Source organism: Ruminococcus sp. zg-924 (genome assembly GCF_024433635.1).
Taxonomy (GTDB): domain Bacteria; phylum Bacillota; class Clostridia; order Oscillospirales; family Acutalibacteraceae; genus UBA7067.
On the sequence record NZ_WNJZ01000016.1, the window covers coordinates 1 to 18,810 of the forward strand.

An 18,810-nucleotide genomic window follows, 5' to 3' on the forward strand; every position below is an offset into this window, starting at 1 on the left:
TCAAATGCTGAGTTACTCTCCCACTTAACTTCGCCTGTTGCAGCGTTGAATGTTACCTTAACGTCATCCTGTGCGCTGATTGCACCGCTTACGTTACCGTCTGCCGGATATGATACGCCGTCTGACCAGTCAGGAAGTGTAGCTGATGTTACCTTGAACTCGAATGAGAACGGGTTAGTCTCAGATGCGCCTTCGCCAACCTGTGAGAATGTGATCTCATAAAGACCTGTCTCAGGGTTGTATGTCATCTTGTTAACTTCTGCGCCCGGTACCCAGTGCTCGCCGTTGCAAAGCTCCTGAACACCTGCAACATACCAGTCTGTGTCAACCGGAGTTGTCTCAGTCTCTGTCTCTGTCTCTGTTTCAGTCTCTGTTTCAGTCTCAGTTTCTGTTTCAGTCTCAGTTTCTGTCTCTGTCTCTGTTTCAGGATCTGTCGGACCAAATGAATCCTGTGTAAAGTTGTAAACACCCTTACCGTTTGTGTGTGAAACAACCTCTACACCATTTACAAGAACGTCAGAAGTTGTTGTGGAACTTGCAGCACCTTCCTGATCCCAAAGCATAATTGCTGCTGCACCATCAGTGGGATCATAGAACTGACCCTCAGGAAGAATACATCCAACTGATGTCTCTCCTGCAGCGAGAACAGTAAATGTGATGCTCATAAGCTGAACGCCGCCGTCCTTACTTATGTTATAAATACCAATGCCATTACCACAAACAAGCAAAGCAGATGTATCATAGTTGCCTTCGACTACACCCTCAAGCCTTGTTTTCTGTGAATCAAGGTTGAATATTGCTGTTCCTCTCGAAGTATATTCTTCGTTGTCTGCATCATAGGTATAAGCAATCGGGAAAACCGACGTTGGATTATACCCAGCAACAGAAGAATCAAACTTATCATAATTAATGCCACCAGCAGCATCAATTGTGCTCTGAGCAACCTTAAGCATTTTGCTGTCATAGTGCATGTATGCTTCGAATCCGTTTGATTTCATTGCTTTTCCATTGCCATCCAATGTCGTTGGGAAGTAGAACCAGTAATTAACTGTAACTTCGTCACCGACATTTGCTACAACTGTACCGCTCGGGGTTTTGATTGTAGCTGTCTCGCCTGCAGCGTTAACTGACAGGCAACACATTGAAAGTACCAGCATTAACGCAAGAATAACACTGATAATTCTACTGTGTTTTTTGTACATCGTAAAATCCTCCTTCAAAATTTCATGCCAAAATAGCATTTGATAAATGTATTATTACAAAATCCGAATTTGCAAAACAACTGAGCAAAAGCAAAGCCTTGCTGCAATTTGATTTGTAAACCGTTTTTTATAACCTAAGTAATATTTTCGGCAGCTCAGTTAAGCATATTGGCTTGTACAACCGCCGACAGAAGATATACCCATTGGAAACACCTCTTGGAATAAATCGCATATAAAACACGAATAAAAGATTGGTAAAGCCAATATTTTTAGTCACTTATCCACTTTACCTCTATTCTACTATATTATATAACACGTCTTAGGTAAATTCAAGAGGGCATTAACTTACAAATTTTCTTCATTTTTTTATGCAAACCTTCTATTTTTATTATTTCAAATTTATTCAAGGTCTATATATCGTAGGCTCAGTGCTTTTGATAACAATCAAGACGCAAAAACGGCGTTTCCACCGTGGAAACGCCGTTGAAAATTATACAATATATTACGCCGAATTACGCCGAAGATTAAGCCTTGCCAACTGAGCCGAAAAGCTCCATTTTCTCTTTAACAGTTGCCTTAATAGCCTCAAAACCCGGTGCCAAAAGCTTTCTCGGGTCAAAGCCCTTGCCCTGCTGATCCTTACCTGCTTCAATATACTCTCTTGTAGCAGCAGCAAAAGCAAGCTGGCACTCTGTGTTAACATTGATTTTAGAAACACCAAGGCTGATAGCTTTCTTAATCATATCTGCCGGAATACCTGTACCGCCGTGGAGAACGAGAGGCATTTTGCCTGTGAGCTGCTGAACAGCGTCAAGTGTTTCAAAGCTGAGTCCTGCCCAGTTTTCCGGGTATTTGCCGTGAATATTACCAATACCTGCTGCAAGCATTGTAACACCGAGATCTGCAATCATCTTGCACTCCTGCGGATCTGCACATTCGCCTGCGCCGATAACGCCGTCCTCTTCGCCGCCAATTGAGCCAACCTCAGCTTCAATTGAAAGGCCCTTTTCCTCACAAATAGAAACAAGCTCCTTAGTCTTTTCAACATTCTCCTCAATCGGATAATGTGAGCCATCGAACATTATTGAGCTAAAACCTGCTGCAATGCAAGCCTTTGCGCCTTCGTATGAGCCGTGGTCAAGGTGAAGAGCAACAGGAACTGTGATGTTAAGCTCCTCAAGCATACCGTTTACCATACCTACAACAGTCTTGTAACCGCACATATATTTGCCTGCACCCTCAGATACGCCTAGAATTACAGGTGAGTTTAATTCCTGCGCTGTAAGAAGAATAGCCTTTGTCCATTCAAGATTGTTGATGTTGAACTGACCAACTGCATAGTGGCCTTCCTTTGCTTTGGTGAGCATTTCCTTTGCGTTTACCAATGCCATTTTTATCACTCCGTTTTTTAAATTCTTATTCCCCACAGGGATTTACTTCTCTATTATACATTATTATTTTAAAAATATAAAGGGTAATGGCGAAAAAAGTCAATTTTTTCTTAAAATTAAGTTACAAGCTATTCAAACTAAATATTGTGATATTCTTGTTTTTCTTCCTTGATAAATCAACAAGCTTGGTCGCTGCGCCGAGTTTGCCAACATAGAACAAATCCACGCAAAAGTTCACTGCTAAATATATAATCTGATTTCGCACCACATAAATATAAACTGTTCGGACAATCCCGGTGTCCCCAAAATACTCAAACAGCCATATTTTATTCTGCTGCAACACATTAACCTTTATACGGTTAACTATAATGGTGCTTATAACTTAACTGTATCAGTTTCTTGAGTCTATACCGGCTTTGATTTTTTCAAAGGTAACACCGTATTTCTCAGCAATATCCTTGGCGTAGCTCACACCCTGCGGAGGAGCAATAAACACCTTAAATGAGCGTCTGCCGTTTTCAACTCCCGTTACCATACTCGCTATCATACTTTCGCCATCAACACTTTTGTTTACCTCGTCAAGATTTCGTGCAAGGTCATGCATATGGGTATTAAACACAGCACGCACACCGATATAACGCATAGCCTTAACCACATCTTTGGCTATATACAAACCCTCTGCAACATTGGTTGTGGCAAGACTCTCGTTTAGAAGTATAAGGCTGTATCTTGTTGCCTCGCTGAATATTTCGGAAAGGCGTTTGCTTTCCTCTCCGAGCCTGCCCAAGTCGACTGTGTCGTTTTCATCAGCAGGGAAATGTGAGAAAATATTATCACATGGGCTAAAGGTCATTGAAGAAGCGGGAACATAAATTCCATTTTGCGCAAGCAAAAATGCCAAACCTACCGCCTGAGTAACTGTTGTTTTTCCTCCTCTGTTTGGGCCTGTGAGAATATAAATACGCTTTTCGTCATCAAAGACAAACTCGTTTGTTACAATATCTATCTCCTCACCTTTTACTGCCTTAATTGCAAGCTTGATATTATAAATATCGTTGATAACACATCTGCGCTCGTCCTTTGACGTAATCTGAGCTTTACACAGCGGCAGATTCTTTTCCCGTATTTTGTCGCAAAGCTCAGCAAATCTGATATAAAAAATAATTTCAGGCATTAGCGATACAAAGGAATAGCCGTCTATATTGACATATTTATTGAGCATTGACTTTATATCAATTACCGTTCTTCGGAGAATATCTGTTACAACCTTTTTAAGCGCATCTGAAAGAGGGTCGGCTCCGGTCGCTTCGCCTCTGAATCCCTGATTTGCATTGTCCTGAGCGCCCGAAACAATTTTGCTAAGCACACCGCTTGAGGAGGAGGGATTTGCAGGGTGAAAGCTTATAAATCCAGATACATCATTTCCGTGATGCAGCTCACTGTCGTGACTGGCAAAATTCATAAAGCGCTTTAAAATTCCGCTGTCAGTAAATTCCTTGTCATTTAATGAAATTACACCAACATATTTCGGACGCAAAAGCTCGTCAAGATTCACCCCTAAGGTTATGCTTTTAAGTTTTCTCGCCTTTGCAAGCGTTTCCTCAATATCCTTCTTCAGCTCAGGAAAGCCACTGCCGTTATAAACCGCCTGAACTTTGCTTTTCAGCTGTATAAGTCCCTCTGATTTTATTTCAATGCTCTCCAGTGTGGTTTTTATCTGTGTAATACAGTCAACATATCCGCCCATTTCACGCAGACGGTTCACAAGCTGCCACATTGATGACGCCTCAGTGTCTTTTTGAAAGCGCTCAATTTCACGCAAATCGTTGAGCTTTTCAAGCAGTGCGCTGAGGTCTGCTCTTAGCTGAGGGAAACGCAGAAAATCATCAAACACGTCACACCTGTATTTTATCACCTGCTCATCATCGGTAATATTTATCAGCAGCTGTTTAATGCTGTTGCGTTCGTAATCGTCCTTTGTAAGAGCTTCACAAAGGAAGTCTATCGACAAATCATTGATTGCCTCTTTGTTAAGGGTACGGTAAATTGCGCTGCTTTTTTGCGGATGAAGTAAGCTAAGCTGTTCCATTTTTCGCCTCTGTTTTGTAATTAATTCTGTTATCGTATAACTTCTTGATATTTTTGGTTCGTTTAATATTGAAACGAGCCTTGGCTCCGTCTTACGATAGAACCAAGGCATTGTTTACACGTTATTTTCCGTTTTTGCTTTTACAACCAATAAATCATTTTACCTATTATAATAGAAACACAATCTCTTTATTATTATTCAATAATGCTCTTGCCTGTCATTTCTTCAGGCTGAGGAAGACCCATAATCTTGAGCATTGTCGGTGCAATGTCAGCCAGAACACCGCCGCTGCGCAGTGTGCACGGATATCCTACAACGCAGAACGGAACAAGATTTGTAGTGTGAGCTGTAAACGGCTCTCCGTCTGCGTCAATCATCTTGTCAGCATTACCGTGGTCGGCTGTGATAAGAGATACGCCGCCCATTTTTGCAACAGCGTCAGTTACCTTGCCAACGCACTCGTCAACAGCCTCAACAGCCTTAACAGCCGCATCAATAACTCCTGTGTGTCCTACCATATCGCAGTTAGCGAAGTTTAAAATAATCATATCATACTCGCCGCTTTCAATGCGCTCAACACATTTATCGGCAACCTCGTATGCACTCATCTCAGGCTGCAAGTCATAGGTAGCAACCTTCGGCGACTTTACAAGCACTCTGTCCTCTCCGGGATATGTTTTTTCAACACCGCCGTTGTAAAAGAAGGTTACATGAGCGTACTTCTCTGTTTCTGCAATTCTGAGCTGAGTCATTCCCTGATTTGAAATATACTCGCCCATTGTGTTCTTAAGCGACTGCGGCTTGAACGCTACCTCAACATTCGGCATAGTTGCGTCATACTGAGTAAGACAAACGTATGTCAGCGGGAAGAAGCCGTTTCTTCTCTCAAAGCCGCTGAATTCCGGATCAACAAAGCAACGGGTAATCTCTCTTGCTCTGTCAGGGCGGAAATTGAAGAAAATTACAGAGTCATTAGCGCTGATTGTTACATTCTCTGCGCAAACAGTCGGAACAACGAATTCGTCTGTTACCTCGTCTGCATATGAAGCCTTTACAGCTTCAACTGCGTCATCAGCCTTATTGCCTTCGCCGTAAACCATTGCGGCATAAGCCTTTTCAACTCTTTCCCAACGGTTATCTCTGTCCATTGCATAGTAACGACCCATGACAGTTGCAATTGTGCCAACGCCGATTTCGTTCATCTTATTTTGGCAAGCCTCAACAAATGCAGCGCCGCTGCTGGGCGGTACGTCACGTCCGTCAAGAAATGCGTGAACATAAACCTTTTCAATACCCTGCTTTTTAGCAAGCTCCAAAAGCGCATACAGATGTGTGTTGTGGCTGTGAACACCGCCGTCGGAAAGCAATCCGAACAGGTGAAGTGCTGTGCCGTTTTCCTTAACATTGGCTATTGCCTTTAAGAAAGCCTCGTTTTCAAAGAAGGTACCTTCCTCAACAGCCTTTGTTATTCTTGTAAGCTCCTGATAAACAATGCGGCCTGCGCCGATGTTTGTGTGACCTACCTCGCTGTTGCCCATCTGACCGTCCGGAAGACCTACGTCAAGTCCGCTTGCGCCTATTTCGGTAAGCGGATTTTCAGCAAACAGTCTGTCGAGATTCGGCTTTTTAGCGTCATAAATTGCATTGCCTTTGTTTTTCTCGCCGTTGCCGAAACCGTCCATAATAATCAATGCTACGGGTTTTTTCATATATAAACTCCTTTCAAACTTCTTTCTCTCCTCATACTAAGCCCTGATTTAAAACGAAGTAAGCTTTTGAGCAAATTTTGTGCCGGACAAATTCCATACCGCAGAAAGTCTGTCGCCTTTTGAATCCCGGGTGTTAAATACGGCGCAAATATGCCTAAAAGACATCCGTTCTTAATTTTAGTTTAGTATTATACTTGTGCTTTGATATAGTCCATAGTAAATGCAGGAATAAGCTTTAAGCCCTCTGCAGCAAGAATATCTGTTGCCTTGTCTGCTCTCTGGATAACGCAAAGCACGTTCTCAACAATAGCGCCCTTCTTTCTAAGCTCTCTTACGCCATCAATAATAGCGCCGCCTGTTGTTACAACATCCTCAATAATAAGAACCTTCTTGCCCTCAACGTCTGCGCCCTCGGCAAGTTTGCATGTGCCATACTCCTTAGCCTTCTTTCTTACGAAAGCTGCCTGCATACCTGTGTTAAGTGAAATTGCTGTAACAACCGGTATTCCGCCCATCTCAAGACCTGCGATAACCTCTGTTCCCTCCGGAATAAGGTCGGACATAATTTTTGCAATCTCGTTTAATACCTCCGGGTTTGCCTCAAACAGGTACTTATCAAAGTACTCATTTGAAATCTGACCCGAACGAAGCAAAAACTCGCCTGTGATATGTGAAAGCTCATATATTTTCTTTGCTACTTGCTCTTTTGTCATAATTATTATCTCCGTTTTCTTTAATTACTTGCTTGCAGCCTTAACAATTGCAGCAAACTTCTCTGCTACAAGTGACGCACCGCCGATAAGTCCGCCGTCAACGTTAACTTTGCTGAGAAGCTCGTCAGCATTGCCGTCATTCATTGAACCGCCGTACTGAATTGTAAGAGCGTCTGCTGCTGCCTGATTGTAAAGCTTTGCAACTGTTGCACGGATAAATGCACAAACCTCCTCAGCCTGCTCAGCTGTTGCGGTTTTACCTGTGCCGATAGCCCAAACCGGCTCGTAAGCGATGATAACATTCTTAAGCTCGTCCTCTGTAACATCCCACAAATCAAGCTTAATCTGTCTTGCGATAACCTCCTCGGTAATGTTGCACTCACGCTCCCACAGAAGCTCGCCAACGCAAACGATTGGCTTTAAACCTGATGCAAGAGCAGCCTTTGTTCTCTTGTTTACAGTTTCGTCTGTTTCACCAAAGTACTGTCTTCTCTCGCTGTGGCCGAGTACTACATACTCAACACCCATTGAAGCGAGCATCGGAGCTGATATTTCGCCTGTGAAAGCGCCGCTCTTTTCCCAGTGGCAGTTCTCTGCGCCGATTTTTACGTTTGTACCCTGTGTAGCGTCAAGAGCTGTCTGCAAATCAACAAACGGTACGCAAGCGATAACCTCGCAGTCTGCGTCCTTAACAAGCGGTGCAACTGCCTCTAAAAGCTCCTTAGCCTCAGCAGGTGTCTTGTTCATTTTCCAGTTTCCGGCAATAACTGCCTTTCTTATAGCCTTATTCATTTTTGTTCTTCCTTTCTGCTATACAATAATCAAATAAATCAATCATATTAAATCGGGCGAACAGTCATATTCAATATGTTGTTCGCCCGATGTTTTCATATTAATTAGTTCTTGTCAGCGATGCAAGCAATACCCGGCAATACCTTACCCTCAAGATACTCAAGAGAAGCGCCGCCGCCTGTTGAAATGTGGCTCATCTTGTCGGCAAAGCCAAGCTGAATAACAGCTGCTGCGCTGTCGCCGCCGCCGATGATTGTTGTTGCGTCTGTGTCAGCAAGAGCCTGAGCAACCGCGATTGTGCCCTTTGCAAGAATCGGGTTCTCAAACACACCCATAGGGCCGTTCCAAACAACTGTCTTAGCCGACTTAACTGCATCAGCATAAAGCTTAGCTGTTTCAGAGCCGATGTCAAGACCCATCTTATCAGCAGGGATTGCGTCTGACGGAACATTCTCAACCTCAATTTCAGCGTCAATCGGGTCAGGGAAGCTTGCAGCAATTGTTGTGTCAACAGGAAGAAGAAGCTTCTTGCCAAGACTCTCTGCCTTTGCAATCATTTCCTTACAGTAGTCAACCTTTGTGTCGTCAACAAGTGATGTGCCTGTTTCGCAGCCCTTAGCCTTTAAGAAGGTATAAGCCATACCGCCGCCGATGATGAGTGTGTCGCACTTCTCAAGGAGGTTTGAAATAACGTTGAGCTTGTCTGCAACCTTAGCGCCGCCGAGGATAGCAACAAACGGTCTAACCGGTGACTCAACAGCGTTGCCGAGGTAGTTGATTTCCTTCTGCATAAGGTAGCCAACTGCTGTATCCTTAATATGGTCTGTAACGCCGGCTGTTGAGCAGTGTGCTCTGTGCGCGCTGCCGAATGCGTCCATAACATATACATCTGCAAGAGAAGCAAGTTCTGAGCTGAACGGCTCAAGGTTCTTTGTTTCCTCTTTTCTGAAACGTGTATTTTGAAGAAGAACAACATCGCCGTTGTTCATAGCATCAACTGCTGCCTTTGCGTTTTCGCCGACAACCTCGTCGTCATTAGCAAAAACAACATCCTGTCCCAAAAGCTCTGAAAGTCTTACTGCAACAGGTGCAAGTGAGAACTTCTCTTCCGGACCGTTCTTAGGTTTGCCAAGGTGTGAGCAGAGAATAACCTTGCCGCCGTCAGCGATAAGCTTCTTGATTGTCGGGAGTGCAGCCTGAATTCTGTTGTCGTTTGTGATAACACCGTCCTTAAGAGGTACGTTGAAGTCACAGCGAACAAGTACTTTTTTGCCGTTTACGTTGATGTCATCAACAGTTACTTTGCTTAAAAAATTCATTTTAGTTCTTCCTTTCTTTTTGCTTTATTTATCCGCAGCTATGCTTGTGAATAAATTAACATTTACTATTTAATTTTATAACATAATCTACCATTTCGCAAGTATCTCTCGAATGATTTTTTCAGAAATTTACCTTTTTTTAATAATTTACTTTATTGCTCTCTTACATTCTGCCTTATTCAAGGTAAATTAGCAGCAGCATCTGTGCCTTATTCCAAAAGATTTATCGCCTTCAACTTGCCGCAACTGCATATATTCCGTTTTGCAATTCCGTTTAATGTCACTGAAATGTGTACGTTGTTTTTTAGGGCAGTGAAGCTGTGACAACTATAATTATTCATTATACAATTTAATCATAGTTCTTCTCCCCACTTTACCTTTGTAAGCTCACCCTCACACTTCAGAGCAGGATAACCCCACTGCCTTAACACCTCATAAACGCCAACTGCAACTGAGTTTGAAAGATTAAGGCTTCTTGCCTCGTCTATCATTGGGATTCGCACCGTTGTGTCGGGATTTTCATGCAGAAGCTCCTCGGGCAATCCCTTTGTTTCCTTGCCGAACACGATATATGCTCCGTTAGGATAGCTTATGTCGGAATGAATATGCTGTGCCTTTGTGGAAAAATAATAATAGGGACCGGAGTTTTTTGCGAAAAAATCGTCTATACCCTCGTAAACAGTTATATCAACAAGATGCCAGTAATCAAGTCCGGCACGCTTGACAGACTTTTCGCTTATATCAAACCCCAACGGCTTTACAAGGTGAAGCCTTGCGCCCGTTGCGGCGCAGGTTCGGGCAATGTTGCCGGTGTTTTGCGGAATTTCCGGCTCAACCAATACTATGTTCAATTCGGGCATAATTATCATTTCCTTTTTAACAAAAATTTTTATCCGTAAGCCATAAAACCACACTTGGGAGGGAATTATAATGACAACGCGCAAAGCGTTAATAATCTTTGGTGACATATGGAGGTGTTACAGCTTGAGCAAGGCAACAATGAATATTGCAAAGGGAGTTGTAGCAGGCGTAGCAACAGGAGTTATTGTTGGGTACGCAGGCAGCAAGATGATGAAGAAAAACCCAAAGCATATGAAGAAAAACGCAGGCAAGGCTATGAACGCAATGGGCGACTTTATAAGCGGAGTTTCCGCAATGTTTAAGTAAAGCCGTTTGTTAGTATTCAGCTCCCTAACTAACCGGAGCTGACTGAGGGTTGTCAGCCTCCCTTGTCAAGGGGGGTGGCAGCCGCTTGTCAATTCATTTTCACTTTTTAGAAACAATCGTGCCGCCGCCTACAACAACATCACCGTCATACATAACAACTGCCTGTCCGGGGGTTATTGCCCTTTGCTTTTCGTCAAACTCGACCATTACACTGCTTTCGTCAATCGGATGAACCGTTGCGCTCGCCTCCTTTTGGCTGTAACGAGCCTTTGCCGTTACACGCATTGGTGCGGTTAATTTATCTATTGCAATGAAATTAACATTATCTGCATAGAGCCTGTTCGTGAACAAATCCTCATTTTCGCCGAGTGTGACAACGCCGGTTTCGGGATTCTTGTCAAGCACGAAAATCGGGTGAGCATAGCTTATGCCAAGCCCCTTTCTCTGCCCTATTGTGTAATGAATTATTCCCTTGTGAGAACCTAAAACGGTGCCGTCCTTATAGATAAAATCGCCCTGCTTCGATTTTACTCCGAGTGTATTTTCAAGGAAGCCTGCATAATCGCCGTCCGGCACAAAGCATATGTCCTGACTGTCGTGCTTTTTTGCATTAATAAGTTCCTTTTGAAGTGCAATTTCACGTGCCTGCTCTTTTGTTATTTCACCCATAGGAAACAAAGTATGCTCAAGCTCATACTGCGACAAAACATAAAGCACATAGGTCTGGTCCTTCTTGCTGTCCTCAGCTTTTTTTATAAGATACCGTCCGCTTGCGCTGTCATATTCTCTTTTCACATAATGCCCCGTAGCTATCATATCGTAGCCGAGCAGCCCGGCACGCTGAATAAGTTTTGAAAACTTTATGTGCCTGTTGCACTCAATGCAGGGGTTAGGCGTAAGACCCTTGATGTAATCATCGGCGAACTTTCCGATAACCTTTTCCTTGAAGGTATCGCTGAAATTGAACACATAGTGCTCAATACCAAGCTTATAGGCTACACGTCGGGCGTCGTCCACATCGTCCAGTGAACAGCAGGTTTTTTCTTTAAGACCTATATCCTCGTTTGTATAAAGCCGAAGCGTTGCGCCGCAAACATCATAGCCCTGCTCCAAAAGCATAGCCACCGTCACAGAGCTGTCAACGCCGCCGCTCATAGCCACCATTACTTTATTGTTCATATGCTTAACCTCTAATTTACAGCATTACCCGATAGGGAAAATCCCTATCGGGTGCGGAATTAGTTTTAATATTTTTAATTAAATATTCGCAAATCAACCCTTGCCCATCGTTTTTACAAGGACAGCCTTCTGTGCGTGCAGGCGGTTTTCTGCCTCTTCAAAAATCTCCTTAGCGTGAGCTTCAAACACCTTCTCTGTGATTTCCTCCTCACGGTGAGCAGGCAGACAATGCTGAACCATACAATCCTCATGAGCGGCAGCCATAAGCTCGTCATTAATCTGGTAGCCCTCAAAGGCTTTTCTTCTCTTTGCAGCTTCGCCCTCCTGACCCATTGACGCCCAAACGTCTGTGATAAGAACATCTGCGTTTACTGCGGCGTCAATCGGCTTGCGGTGAAGCTCAAAGCAGTCATAAGCTCCTGCAAAGTCAAGAATTTCCTGTGGAGGTTCATAGCCCTCAGGGCAGGCAACTGATACGGACATACCGGTTTTAAGTCCACCGACAATCAAAGAATTCATCATATTGTTGCCGTCGCCGATAAAGCACATTTTGTGACCCTCAAGAGAACCTTTAAATTCACGTATTGTCATAAGGTCTGCAAGCACCTGACACGGATGGCAGAAGTCTGTAAGACCGTTAATAACAGGAATTGAACCATATTTTGCAAGGTCCTCAACCTCTTTCTGTTCAAAGGTTCTTATCATTATTCCGTCAAGGAAGCGTGACAAAACTCTTGCTGTGTCCTGAACAGGCTCGCCTCTGCCAATTTGCATATCGCTTGCTGACAAAAACAGCGGATTGCCGCCGAGCTGATACATACCAACCTCAAAAGAAACTCTTGTTCTTGTGGACGCCTTCTGGAATATCATACCAAGGCTCTTGCCATCAAGATGCTTGTGCGGAATATTGTGCTTTTGCTCATATTTAAGCTGGTCTGCAAGGTTTAAAATACCGATAATTTCCTCTCCGCTTAAGTCGAGCAGCTTTAATAAATGCTTCATTTGTATCATCCTTTCGGTAATTTTTATTTTAACAAGTCAAAGCGATTTCTCTAAAATTTCAAGTCCCTTGTCAATATCCTCATATGAGATATTAAGCGGCGGCAGCATACGCAGAAGATTTTTTGCCGTTAAAATCAGCAGTCCGTTTTCTACACAGCGTGCGGCAACCTCTTTTGCGTTGTCTTTTTCAAGCACAACGCCTATCATCATACCCATACCACGCACCTGAGCTACGCCGTTCATATTAAGGAGCTTGTTCCTTATGTATTCGCCCTTTTCGTTAACCTGCGCTAAAAAATCGGGGTTATCAACCCTCTTCAATATTTCAAGTGCGCCTGCACAGGCTACCGGATTTCCTCCAAAGGTTGTTCCGTGTGTGCCTGCACCGAGAACATTGGAAAGTTTCTTATTGCAAAGGCAGGCGCCAAATGGCAAGCCGCCGCCCAAGCCCTTAGCCGAGGTGATAATATCAGGCGAGATACCGTAATTTTCATAGCAGTAGAGCTTGCCTGTTCTGCCAACACCTGTTTGTACCTCATCAATAATAAGCGTTAAATCATTCTCGTGGCAAAGCTTTTCTATGCCGAGAACAAAATCACGCTCAAGCGGCATAACGCCGCCCTCGCCTTGTATAAGCTCTATCATAACGGCACAAACTTTGTCGTTTACAAGGGACTTTACGCTGTCAATATCATTAGCATCAGCGAACACAAAGCCTTCTGTAAACGGGAAAAAATATTGGTGAAAAACGTCCTGTCCTGTGGCTGAAAGTGTTGTCACTGTTCTGCCGTGAAAGGAGTTGTTCAGCGCTATAATCTCGTTCCTGCCATCGCCGTATTTATCAAAGCTGTATTTTCTTGCAAGCTTTATTGCGCACTCGTTAACCTCTGCGCCGGAGTTGCCGAAAAACACCTTGTCAAAGCCTGTTCTCTCACAAAGCTGTTTTGCACACTCAACCTGAACAGGGCTGTAATACAGGTTTGAAATGTGCTGAACCTTATTAAGCTGCTCGGTCACAGCCTTGACCCAGCCGTCATCACAATAGCCTAAAGCATTCACGCCTATTCCTGTGGTAAAATCTATGTATTTCTTGCCGTCAACATCTGTTGCAACAGCACCCTTACCGCTTTCAACCGCAGTATTGAACCTGCCGTAGGTGTGCATCATATACTTTTTTTCATCCTGAACTATCTGTTCAATGCTCATTGCTCTCACCCTTTACTTCAAATTGATAAACCGAGAGGTCATCTCTTTTTCCCCATCCGATTGTCGGCCAGAACGCCTGACCAAGGGGATTATCCTTAAACACAAAAATATTGGTCTTTTTTATTCCGTCATTTTCAAGCTGACTTATAGCTCTCTTTACCATACTTGCGGCTATACCGTGACGTCTGTATTCGGGCAGCACGGCAACATGATACAAAAAGCCTCGTCTTCCGTCATGGCCTGCCAGCACCGTGCCAACTATTTTGCCGTCCATAACGGCAATTTGGCTAAGTCCCTCGTTGCGCTTTAAAAAGGCGGTTATTCCCTCTTTGCTGTCATCATTTCTCAACGCTCTTTTTGAGGTAATTTGCCAGAGTGCGTAAACCTCGTCATAGTGCTCCGCTTTCATCTGAGTTATTTCCATAAAACCACCATTAATAGAACATTGTTCCTATACCCTCGTCAGAGAACATCTCGATAAGTATCGAGTGCTTTATTCTGCCGTCTATAATATGCGCACGCTTAACACCCTGACGTACAGCTTCAACACAGCAGCTGATTTTCGGTATCATACCGCCGCTGATTATTCCGTCCTTTTTAAGGCTTGGTACATCACTGACATTTACAACGGGAATCAGCGTACTCTCGTCGTCCTTATTCCTCAAAAGGCCTCTTATGTCCGTCATCAGAATAAGCTTGCAGGCGCCAAGCTTTGCGGCTATTTCAGCAGCCGCTATGTCGGCGTTAATATTGAACACCTCGCCCTTGTAGCCGCCTGCTATTGTTGAGATAATCGGCACATAACCCGTGTTAATAAGGTCCTCAATAGGCTTAGTGTTTACCTCTGTTATCTCTCCGACAAAGCCTAAGTCCTCGGCGGTAATAAGCTTTTCAGCCATCAACATTCTGCCGTCAAGTCCGCAAAGACCCATAGCCTTGCCGCCCTGCATTTCAAGGTGCTGAACAAGGCTCTTGTTAACCTTTCCTGCAAGCACCTGCTGAACTATATCAATCGTTTCTCCGTCGGTTACTCTCATACCGCCGACAAACTCGCTTTTCTTGCCGATTTTATTGAGCATTGCGCTTATCTCAGGGCCACCGCCATGTACCAGAACAACATTAATTCCTACAAGCTGCATAAGCACGATATCGCTCATAACCGCACCTTTAAGCTCAGGGCTTATCATAGCGTTGCCGCCGTATTTTACAACTATTGTCTGTCCTGCGTATTTTTGTATATACGGCAGAGCCTGCACAAGCACCTGCGCGCGGTTTTCGTTTTTCAAATCCATTTTATTTCTTCCTTTTTGTATTATTTCTTAAGCCACACCTTAAATGCAGCCGTACAAAATATCCATCAAGTTCTGTAATCGCCGTTTATCTTAACATAGTCATAAGTCAAATCACAGCCGTAAGCCTCGGCGTATGCTGTGCCGTCCTGCAAATTAATCTTTATTGTTATTTCTTTTTCACTGAGAATTTCCTTAGCCTTATCCTCGCTAAAGTCAATGCCTGAACCGTTTTCGCACACAGGCAACTCGCCTGCACTTGATACAAATGATAGGTTGACCTTGTTTATATCAACATCCATACCGGAATATCCTATTGCACACAGCACTCTGCCCCAGTTAGCGTCCTCTCCAAACATAGCCGCCTTCAAAAGGCTTGAGCAGATAACTGACTTTGCAACGCCCTTTGCGTCCTTTTCCGTCTTAGCGTTTGAAACGGTGCATATCAAAAGCTTTGTCGCACCCTCTCCGTCGCCGGCAAGCTTTTTTGCAAGAGTTTTGCACAGCAATGTTAAGGCTTCCACAAAAGTCTTATAATCTTCGTTTTTCTCGGTAATTTCATCGTTGCCTGCAAGGCCGTTTGCCATTAGCGCAAGCGTGTCGTTTGTTGAGGTGTCGCCGTCAACGCTAACCATGTTATAGCTTACGTCAGCCGCTTCCAGCAAAGCCTCCTTAAGCATCTCGGCAGAAATTGCAGCATCGGTTGTAACAAAGCTGAGCATTGTTCCCATATTTATGTGAATCATACCGCTGCCCTTTGCAATGCCGCCTATTGTAACAGTTTTTCCGCCAAGCGTAAAAGCAACAGCCGCCTCTTTTTTCACTGTATCGGTTGTCATTATTGCCTCAGCGGCATCAGTACCGCCATCCTTAGAAAGCTTATTTACAAGCTCTGCTATATTATTCTCAATAGGCTCAATCGGCAAAACCTGACCGATTACACCTGTTGACGCCACAATAACGTCATTTTTGTCAATACCGAGAGCTTCAGCGGCAAGACTGCACATTTTTTCAGCCTTTTCAACGCCGTCAAAATTACAGGTGTTTGCGTTGCCGCTGTTTGCAATAACGGCTCTTGCAGTGCCGTTTTCAAGGTGCTTTTTTGTTACCTCTATCGTTGAGGATTTAACAAGATTCTGCGTAAAAATTGCCGCTGCTGAGCAGGGAACATCGCAGTAAATAAGCGCTAAATCCTTTTTTGTTGTATTAGTTGGTTTTATAGAGGCGCAGATACCGCCCGCAGTAAAGCCCTGCGGAGTTGTAACCGTGCCGTTGTCTAAAAAATTAATATCCATCATTTTTCACCTCTATCTTCACAAATGTGAATTTAAAATGCCGGTGGAATAAATTCAAGACCGGTTTTTTCGTCAAGGTCAAAGAGAATATTCATATTCTGAACCGCCTGTCCTGCGGCGCCCTTTACCATATTGTCTATTGCAGAAACTGCAATGAATGTTCCTGTTCTCTCATCTACGTGAATTGAAATATCGCAGAAGTTGGAGCATTTAATATTGTGAATATTGGCGACTGCGCCGTCCGGCAAAAGCCTTACAAAGTATTCGTCCTTATAAAATTCCTCATAAGCCGCTCTGAGCTGCTCCTTTGTAACGCCGCTTTTAAGCCCGGCGTAGCAGGTTGAGAGAATTCCTCTGTTTATCGGCAGAAGATGCGGAACAAACGTCACCTTAACGCTCTTACCCGCAAGGTGAGATAATGTCTGCTCAATCTCCGGAGTATGGCGGTGAGAAGCAACCTTATACGGGTAGAAGCCCTCGTTTAAATCCGGGTAGTGTGTGTTTTGTGACAGTCCTCTGCCGGCCCCTGTAACGCCTGATTTACAGTCGGCAATAATACCCTTTGTTTCAATAAGACCGTTTACAACGGCAGGTGCAAGTGCAAGCGGCACTCCCGTTGTATAACAGCCAGGATTTGCTATTGTTTTTTTGCCCTTTATGTTTTTACGGAAAAGCTCCGGCAAAGCATAAACTGAGTTTGCGTGAAGCTCCTTGTTGATATACTCGCCGCCGTACCACTGCTTATATTCCTCCTCGCTTTCAAGGCGGAAGTCAGCACCCAAATCTATAAAAATCTTGTTTTTATCAAAGCATTTCTGCGCAAGCTCCTGTGAAAGTCCGTGCGGTAAAGCCGCAAATATAACGTCGCTCTTTTCAACAACGCTGTCCGCATCCTCACAGACCATATCGTTGAGCTTATAAAACGCAGGATAAACCTCGCTTATTGCCTTTCCCTCAAAGCTTACGGAGCTTATTGCCGCAATTTCAGCCTCAGGGTGAGTTGTTAAAATACGCACAAGCTCTGCTCCGGCATAGCCTGTTGCTCCGATTATACCCGCTTTAATCATTGTATATATCCCCTTTATATCAATTAAGCTTACTTCTCACATTCTTAACAGCCGCCAAAACATTTTCCTTTGCAGGGCCGCCGAAAGCCTTTCTGTCGTTTACACACTTCTCTAAAGAGATAGCCTCGTAAACACCCTCGTCAAACACATCGCATATTGCCTTGTATTCATCAAGCGGCAGCTGCTCCAAATCCGTTTTAAGCTCAATGCATTTTGCAACAAGAGTGCCTGTTGCCTTGTAAGCGTCACGGAACGGAAGTCCCTTTTTAACAAGGTAGTCAGCGCAGTCGGTTGCATTAATAAATCCGCCTGCAGCCGCCTTTCTCATATTATCGGTCAGAACCGTCATAGTGTCAATCATCGGAGTAAAGGCAGTAAGGCACATTTTAACTGTATCAAATGCGTCAAATATTGCCTCCTTGTCCTCCTGCATATCCTTGTTGTATGCAAGCGCAATACCCTTCATTATGGTTAAGAGAGTTGTCAAATCGCCGAATACTCTGCCCGATTTACCTCTTACAAGCTCTGCTATATCGGGATTTTTCTTCTGTGGCATTATGCTTGAGCCTGTTGAAAACGCATCGTCAAGCTCCACAAACTTGAACTCCCAAGAGCACCAAGCGATTATCTCCTCGCTGAAGCGTGAGAGGTGAACCATTATTATTGATAAAACAGACGCAAGCTCAATGCAGAAATCTCTGTCCGAAACGCCGTCAAGACTGTTTTCCGTTGCACCGTCAAAACCTAAAAGCTGCGCTGTTATGCTGCGGTCAATAGGGTATGTAGTCCCTGCAAGGGCACAGCTGCCGAGCGGCATAATGTTCATTCTCTTTTTTGCGTCGTGAAGTCTTGACAAATCACGCAGAAGCATCTGAGCATAAGCCATAAGATGATGACCGAAGGTAATAGGCTGTGCTCTCTGAAGATGCGTATAGCCGGGCATAACTGTGTCAGCATACTGCTCCGCCTTATTGCAAAGCACCTCTAAAAGGTCCTTCAAAAGCGTTTCAACCTCGTCACATTCGTCACGCAGATACATTTTTATGTCAAGCGCAACCTGATCGTTTCTGCTTCTTGCGGTGTGCAGTCGCTTGCCTGTGTCGCCTAAACGGCGTGTAAGCTCGCCCTCAATGAAGGTGTGGATATCCTCAGCCTCCATATCAATCTGGAGCTTGCCGCTTTCAATATCATTTAAGATTTCCTCTAAGCCGTCGCATATTTTTTCTGCTTCGCCCTCGTCAATTATTCCGCATTTGCCAAGCATTGTTGCGTGCGCTATGCTGCCCCTTATATCCTGCTTATACATTTTGCTGTCAAAAGAAATTGATGAGTTAAAATCGTTAGTTGTTTTGCTTATCTCCTTTTGAAAGCGTCCTGCCCACAGCTTCAT

General features: G+C 44.0%; 17 protein-coding genes. 1 reads left to right on the forward strand and 16 read right to left on the reverse strand.

Annotated elements, in window-relative coordinates:
• The 8 genes from GMA13_RS08270 to GMA13_RS08305 form a co-directional block, all read right to left on the reverse strand.
• A partial coding sequence (locus GMA13_RS08270; protein ID WP_255910970.1) for a hypothetical protein occupies positions 1–1,202 on the reverse strand: 1,202 nt, incomplete at its 3' end.
• Positions 1,203–1,726: 524 nt separating this feature from the next.
• Positions 1,727–2,593, reverse strand: a complete 867-nt coding sequence (gene fba, locus GMA13_RS08275) for a class II fructose-1,6-bisphosphate aldolase (protein WP_255883988.1) — start codon at positions 2,591–2,593, stop codon at positions 1,727–1,729.
• A 391-nt stretch (positions 2,594–2,984) separates the two neighbouring features.
• Positions 2,985–4,682 carry a hypothetical protein gene (locus GMA13_RS08280; RefSeq protein ID WP_255883989.1) on the reverse strand — a complete coding sequence of 566 codons (1,698 nt, stop codon included), beginning with the start codon at positions 4,680–4,682 and terminating at the stop codon, positions 2,985–2,987.
• A gap of 194 nt (positions 4,683–4,876) precedes the next feature.
• Positions 4,877–6,391 (reverse strand): 2,3-bisphosphoglycerate-independent phosphoglycerate mutase, encoded by a 1,515-nt coding sequence (gpmI, locus tag GMA13_RS08285; protein WP_255883991.1) that lies wholly within the window; start codon positions 6,389–6,391, stop codon positions 4,877–4,879.
• A 188-nt stretch (positions 6,392–6,579) separates the two neighbouring features.
• Positions 6,580–7,104 (reverse strand): orotate phosphoribosyltransferase, encoded by a 525-nt coding sequence (pyrE, locus tag GMA13_RS08290; protein WP_255883992.1) that lies wholly within the window; start codon positions 7,102–7,104, stop codon positions 6,580–6,582.
• Positions 7,105–7,128: 24 nt separating this feature from the next.
• The gene (gene tpiA, locus GMA13_RS08295) at positions 7,129–7,896 is read right to left on the reverse strand and encodes a triose-phosphate isomerase (RefSeq protein ID WP_255883993.1); all 768 of its coding nucleotides are present in this window, start codon (positions 7,894–7,896) and stop codon (positions 7,129–7,131) included.
• A 104-nt stretch (positions 7,897–8,000) separates the two neighbouring features.
• Positions 8,001–9,215, reverse strand: coding sequence for a phosphoglycerate kinase (pgk, locus tag GMA13_RS08300; RefSeq protein ID WP_255883995.1), 1,215 nt, complete (start codon positions 9,213–9,215; stop codon positions 8,001–8,003).
• Positions 9,216–9,568: 353 nt separating this feature from the next.
• Positions 9,569–10,075: a tRNA (cytidine(34)-2'-O)-methyltransferase gene (locus tag GMA13_RS08305; protein ID WP_255883996.1), complete on the reverse strand. Its 507-nt coding sequence runs from the start codon at positions 10,073–10,075 to the stop codon at positions 9,569–9,571.
• Between the two features lie 70 nt (positions 10,076–10,145).
• Here GMA13_RS08305 and GMA13_RS08310 point away from each other — a divergent pair, with 70 nt between their 5' ends.
• The gene (locus tag GMA13_RS08310) at positions 10,146–10,382 is read left to right on the forward strand and encodes a hypothetical protein (protein ID WP_255883998.1); all 237 of its coding nucleotides are present in this window, start codon (positions 10,146–10,148) and stop codon (positions 10,380–10,382) included.
• 99 nt (positions 10,383–10,481) lie between these two features.
• Here the strand turns inward: GMA13_RS08310 and mnmA are convergent, their stop codons facing one another.
• The 8 genes from mnmA to argH form a co-directional block, all read right to left on the reverse strand.
• Positions 10,482–11,561, reverse strand: coding sequence for a tRNA 2-thiouridine(34) synthase MnmA (gene mnmA / locus GMA13_RS08315; protein ID WP_255884000.1), 1,080 nt, complete (start codon positions 11,559–11,561; stop codon positions 10,482–10,484).
• 93 nt (positions 11,562–11,654) lie between these two features.
• A complete protein-coding gene (gene argF, locus GMA13_RS08320) occupies positions 11,655–12,563 on the reverse strand; it encodes an ornithine carbamoyltransferase (RefSeq protein ID WP_255884002.1) in 909 nt (302 codons plus the stop codon).
• A 36-nt stretch (positions 12,564–12,599) separates the two neighbouring features.
• Entirely contained in the window at positions 12,600–13,769 is a 1,170-nt protein-coding gene (locus tag GMA13_RS08325) for an aspartate aminotransferase family protein (protein WP_255884004.1), read from the reverse strand.
• Complete coding sequence (locus GMA13_RS08330; protein WP_255884006.1) at positions 13,759–14,193, reverse strand: GNAT family N-acetyltransferase; 435 nt, start codon at positions 14,191–14,193, stop codon at positions 13,759–13,761. Before GMA13_RS08330 ends, GMA13_RS08325 begins: the two co-directional genes overlap by 11 nt.
• Positions 14,194–14,203: 10 nt before the next feature.
• Complete coding sequence (argB, locus tag GMA13_RS08335; RefSeq protein WP_255884008.1) at positions 14,204–15,061, reverse strand: acetylglutamate kinase; 858 nt, start codon at positions 15,059–15,061, stop codon at positions 14,204–14,206.
• A 65-nt stretch (positions 15,062–15,126) separates the two neighbouring features.
• Positions 15,127–16,353 (reverse strand): bifunctional glutamate N-acetyltransferase/amino-acid acetyltransferase ArgJ, encoded by a 1,227-nt coding sequence (argJ, locus tag GMA13_RS08340; protein WP_370687075.1) that lies wholly within the window; start codon positions 16,351–16,353, stop codon positions 15,127–15,129.
• 32 nt (positions 16,354–16,385) lie between these two features.
• Positions 16,386–17,420 carry an N-acetyl-gamma-glutamyl-phosphate reductase gene (gene argC / locus GMA13_RS08345; protein ID WP_255884010.1) on the reverse strand — a complete coding sequence of 345 codons (1,035 nt, stop codon included), beginning with the start codon at positions 17,418–17,420 and terminating at the stop codon, positions 16,386–16,388.
• Positions 17,421–17,439: 19 nt separating this feature from the next.
• Positions 17,440–18,810, reverse strand: coding sequence for an argininosuccinate lyase (argH, locus tag GMA13_RS08350; RefSeq protein ID WP_255884011.1), 1,371 nt, complete (start codon positions 18,808–18,810; stop codon positions 17,440–17,442).

Coding starts and splice junctions, on each gene's coding strand:
- argH (WP_255884011.1), bottom strand. CDS start 18,810: ATGAAGCTGTGGGCAGGACGCTTTCAAAAGGAGATAAGCAAAACAACT.
- argF (WP_255884002.1), bottom strand. CDS start 12,563: ATGAAGCATTTATTAAAGCTGCTCGACTTAAGCGGAGAGGAAATTATC.
- pyrE (WP_255883992.1), bottom strand. CDS start 7,104: ATGACAAAAGAGCAAGTAGCAAAGAAAATATATGAGCTTTCACATATC.
- GMA13_RS08305 (WP_255883996.1), bottom strand. CDS start 10,075: ATGCCCGAATTGAACATAGTATTGGTTGAGCCGGAAATTCCGCAAAAC.
- argC (WP_255884010.1), bottom strand. CDS start 17,420: ATGATTAAAGCGGGTATAATCGGAGCAACAGGCTATGCCGGAGCAGAG.
- mnmA (WP_255884000.1), bottom strand. CDS start 11,561: ATGAACAATAAAGTAATGGTGGCTATGAGCGGCGGCGTTGACAGCTCT.
- GMA13_RS08330 (WP_255884006.1), bottom strand. CDS start 14,193: ATGGAAATAACTCAGATGAAAGCGGAGCACTATGACGAGGTTTACGCA.
- GMA13_RS08310 (WP_255883998.1), top strand. CDS start 10,146: ATGACAACGCGCAAAGCGTTAATAATCTTTGGTGACATATGGAGGTGT.
- pgk (WP_255883995.1), bottom strand. CDS start 9,215: ATGAATTTTTTAAGCAAAGTAACTGTTGATGACATCAACGTAAACGGC.
- GMA13_RS08325 (WP_255884004.1), bottom strand. CDS start 13,769: ATGAGCATTGAACAGATAGTTCAGGATGAAAAAAAGTATATGATGCAC.
- argJ (WP_370687075.1), bottom strand. CDS start 16,353: ATGGATATTAATTTTTTAGACAACGGCACGGTTACAACTCCGCAGGGC.
- argB (WP_255884008.1), bottom strand. CDS start 15,061: ATGGATTTGAAAAACGAAAACCGCGCGCAGGTGCTTGTGCAGGCTCTG.
- fba (WP_255883988.1), bottom strand. CDS start 2,593: ATGGCATTGGTAAACGCAAAGGAAATGCTCACCAAAGCAAAGGAAGGC.
- tpiA (WP_255883993.1), bottom strand. CDS start 7,896: ATGAATAAGGCTATAAGAAAGGCAGTTATTGCCGGAAACTGGAAAATG.
- gpmI (WP_255883991.1), bottom strand. CDS start 6,391: ATGAAAAAACCCGTAGCATTGATTATTATGGACGGTTTCGGCAACGGC.
- GMA13_RS08280 (WP_255883989.1), bottom strand. CDS start 4,682: ATGGAACAGCTTAGCTTACTTCATCCGCAAAAAAGCAGCGCAATTTAC.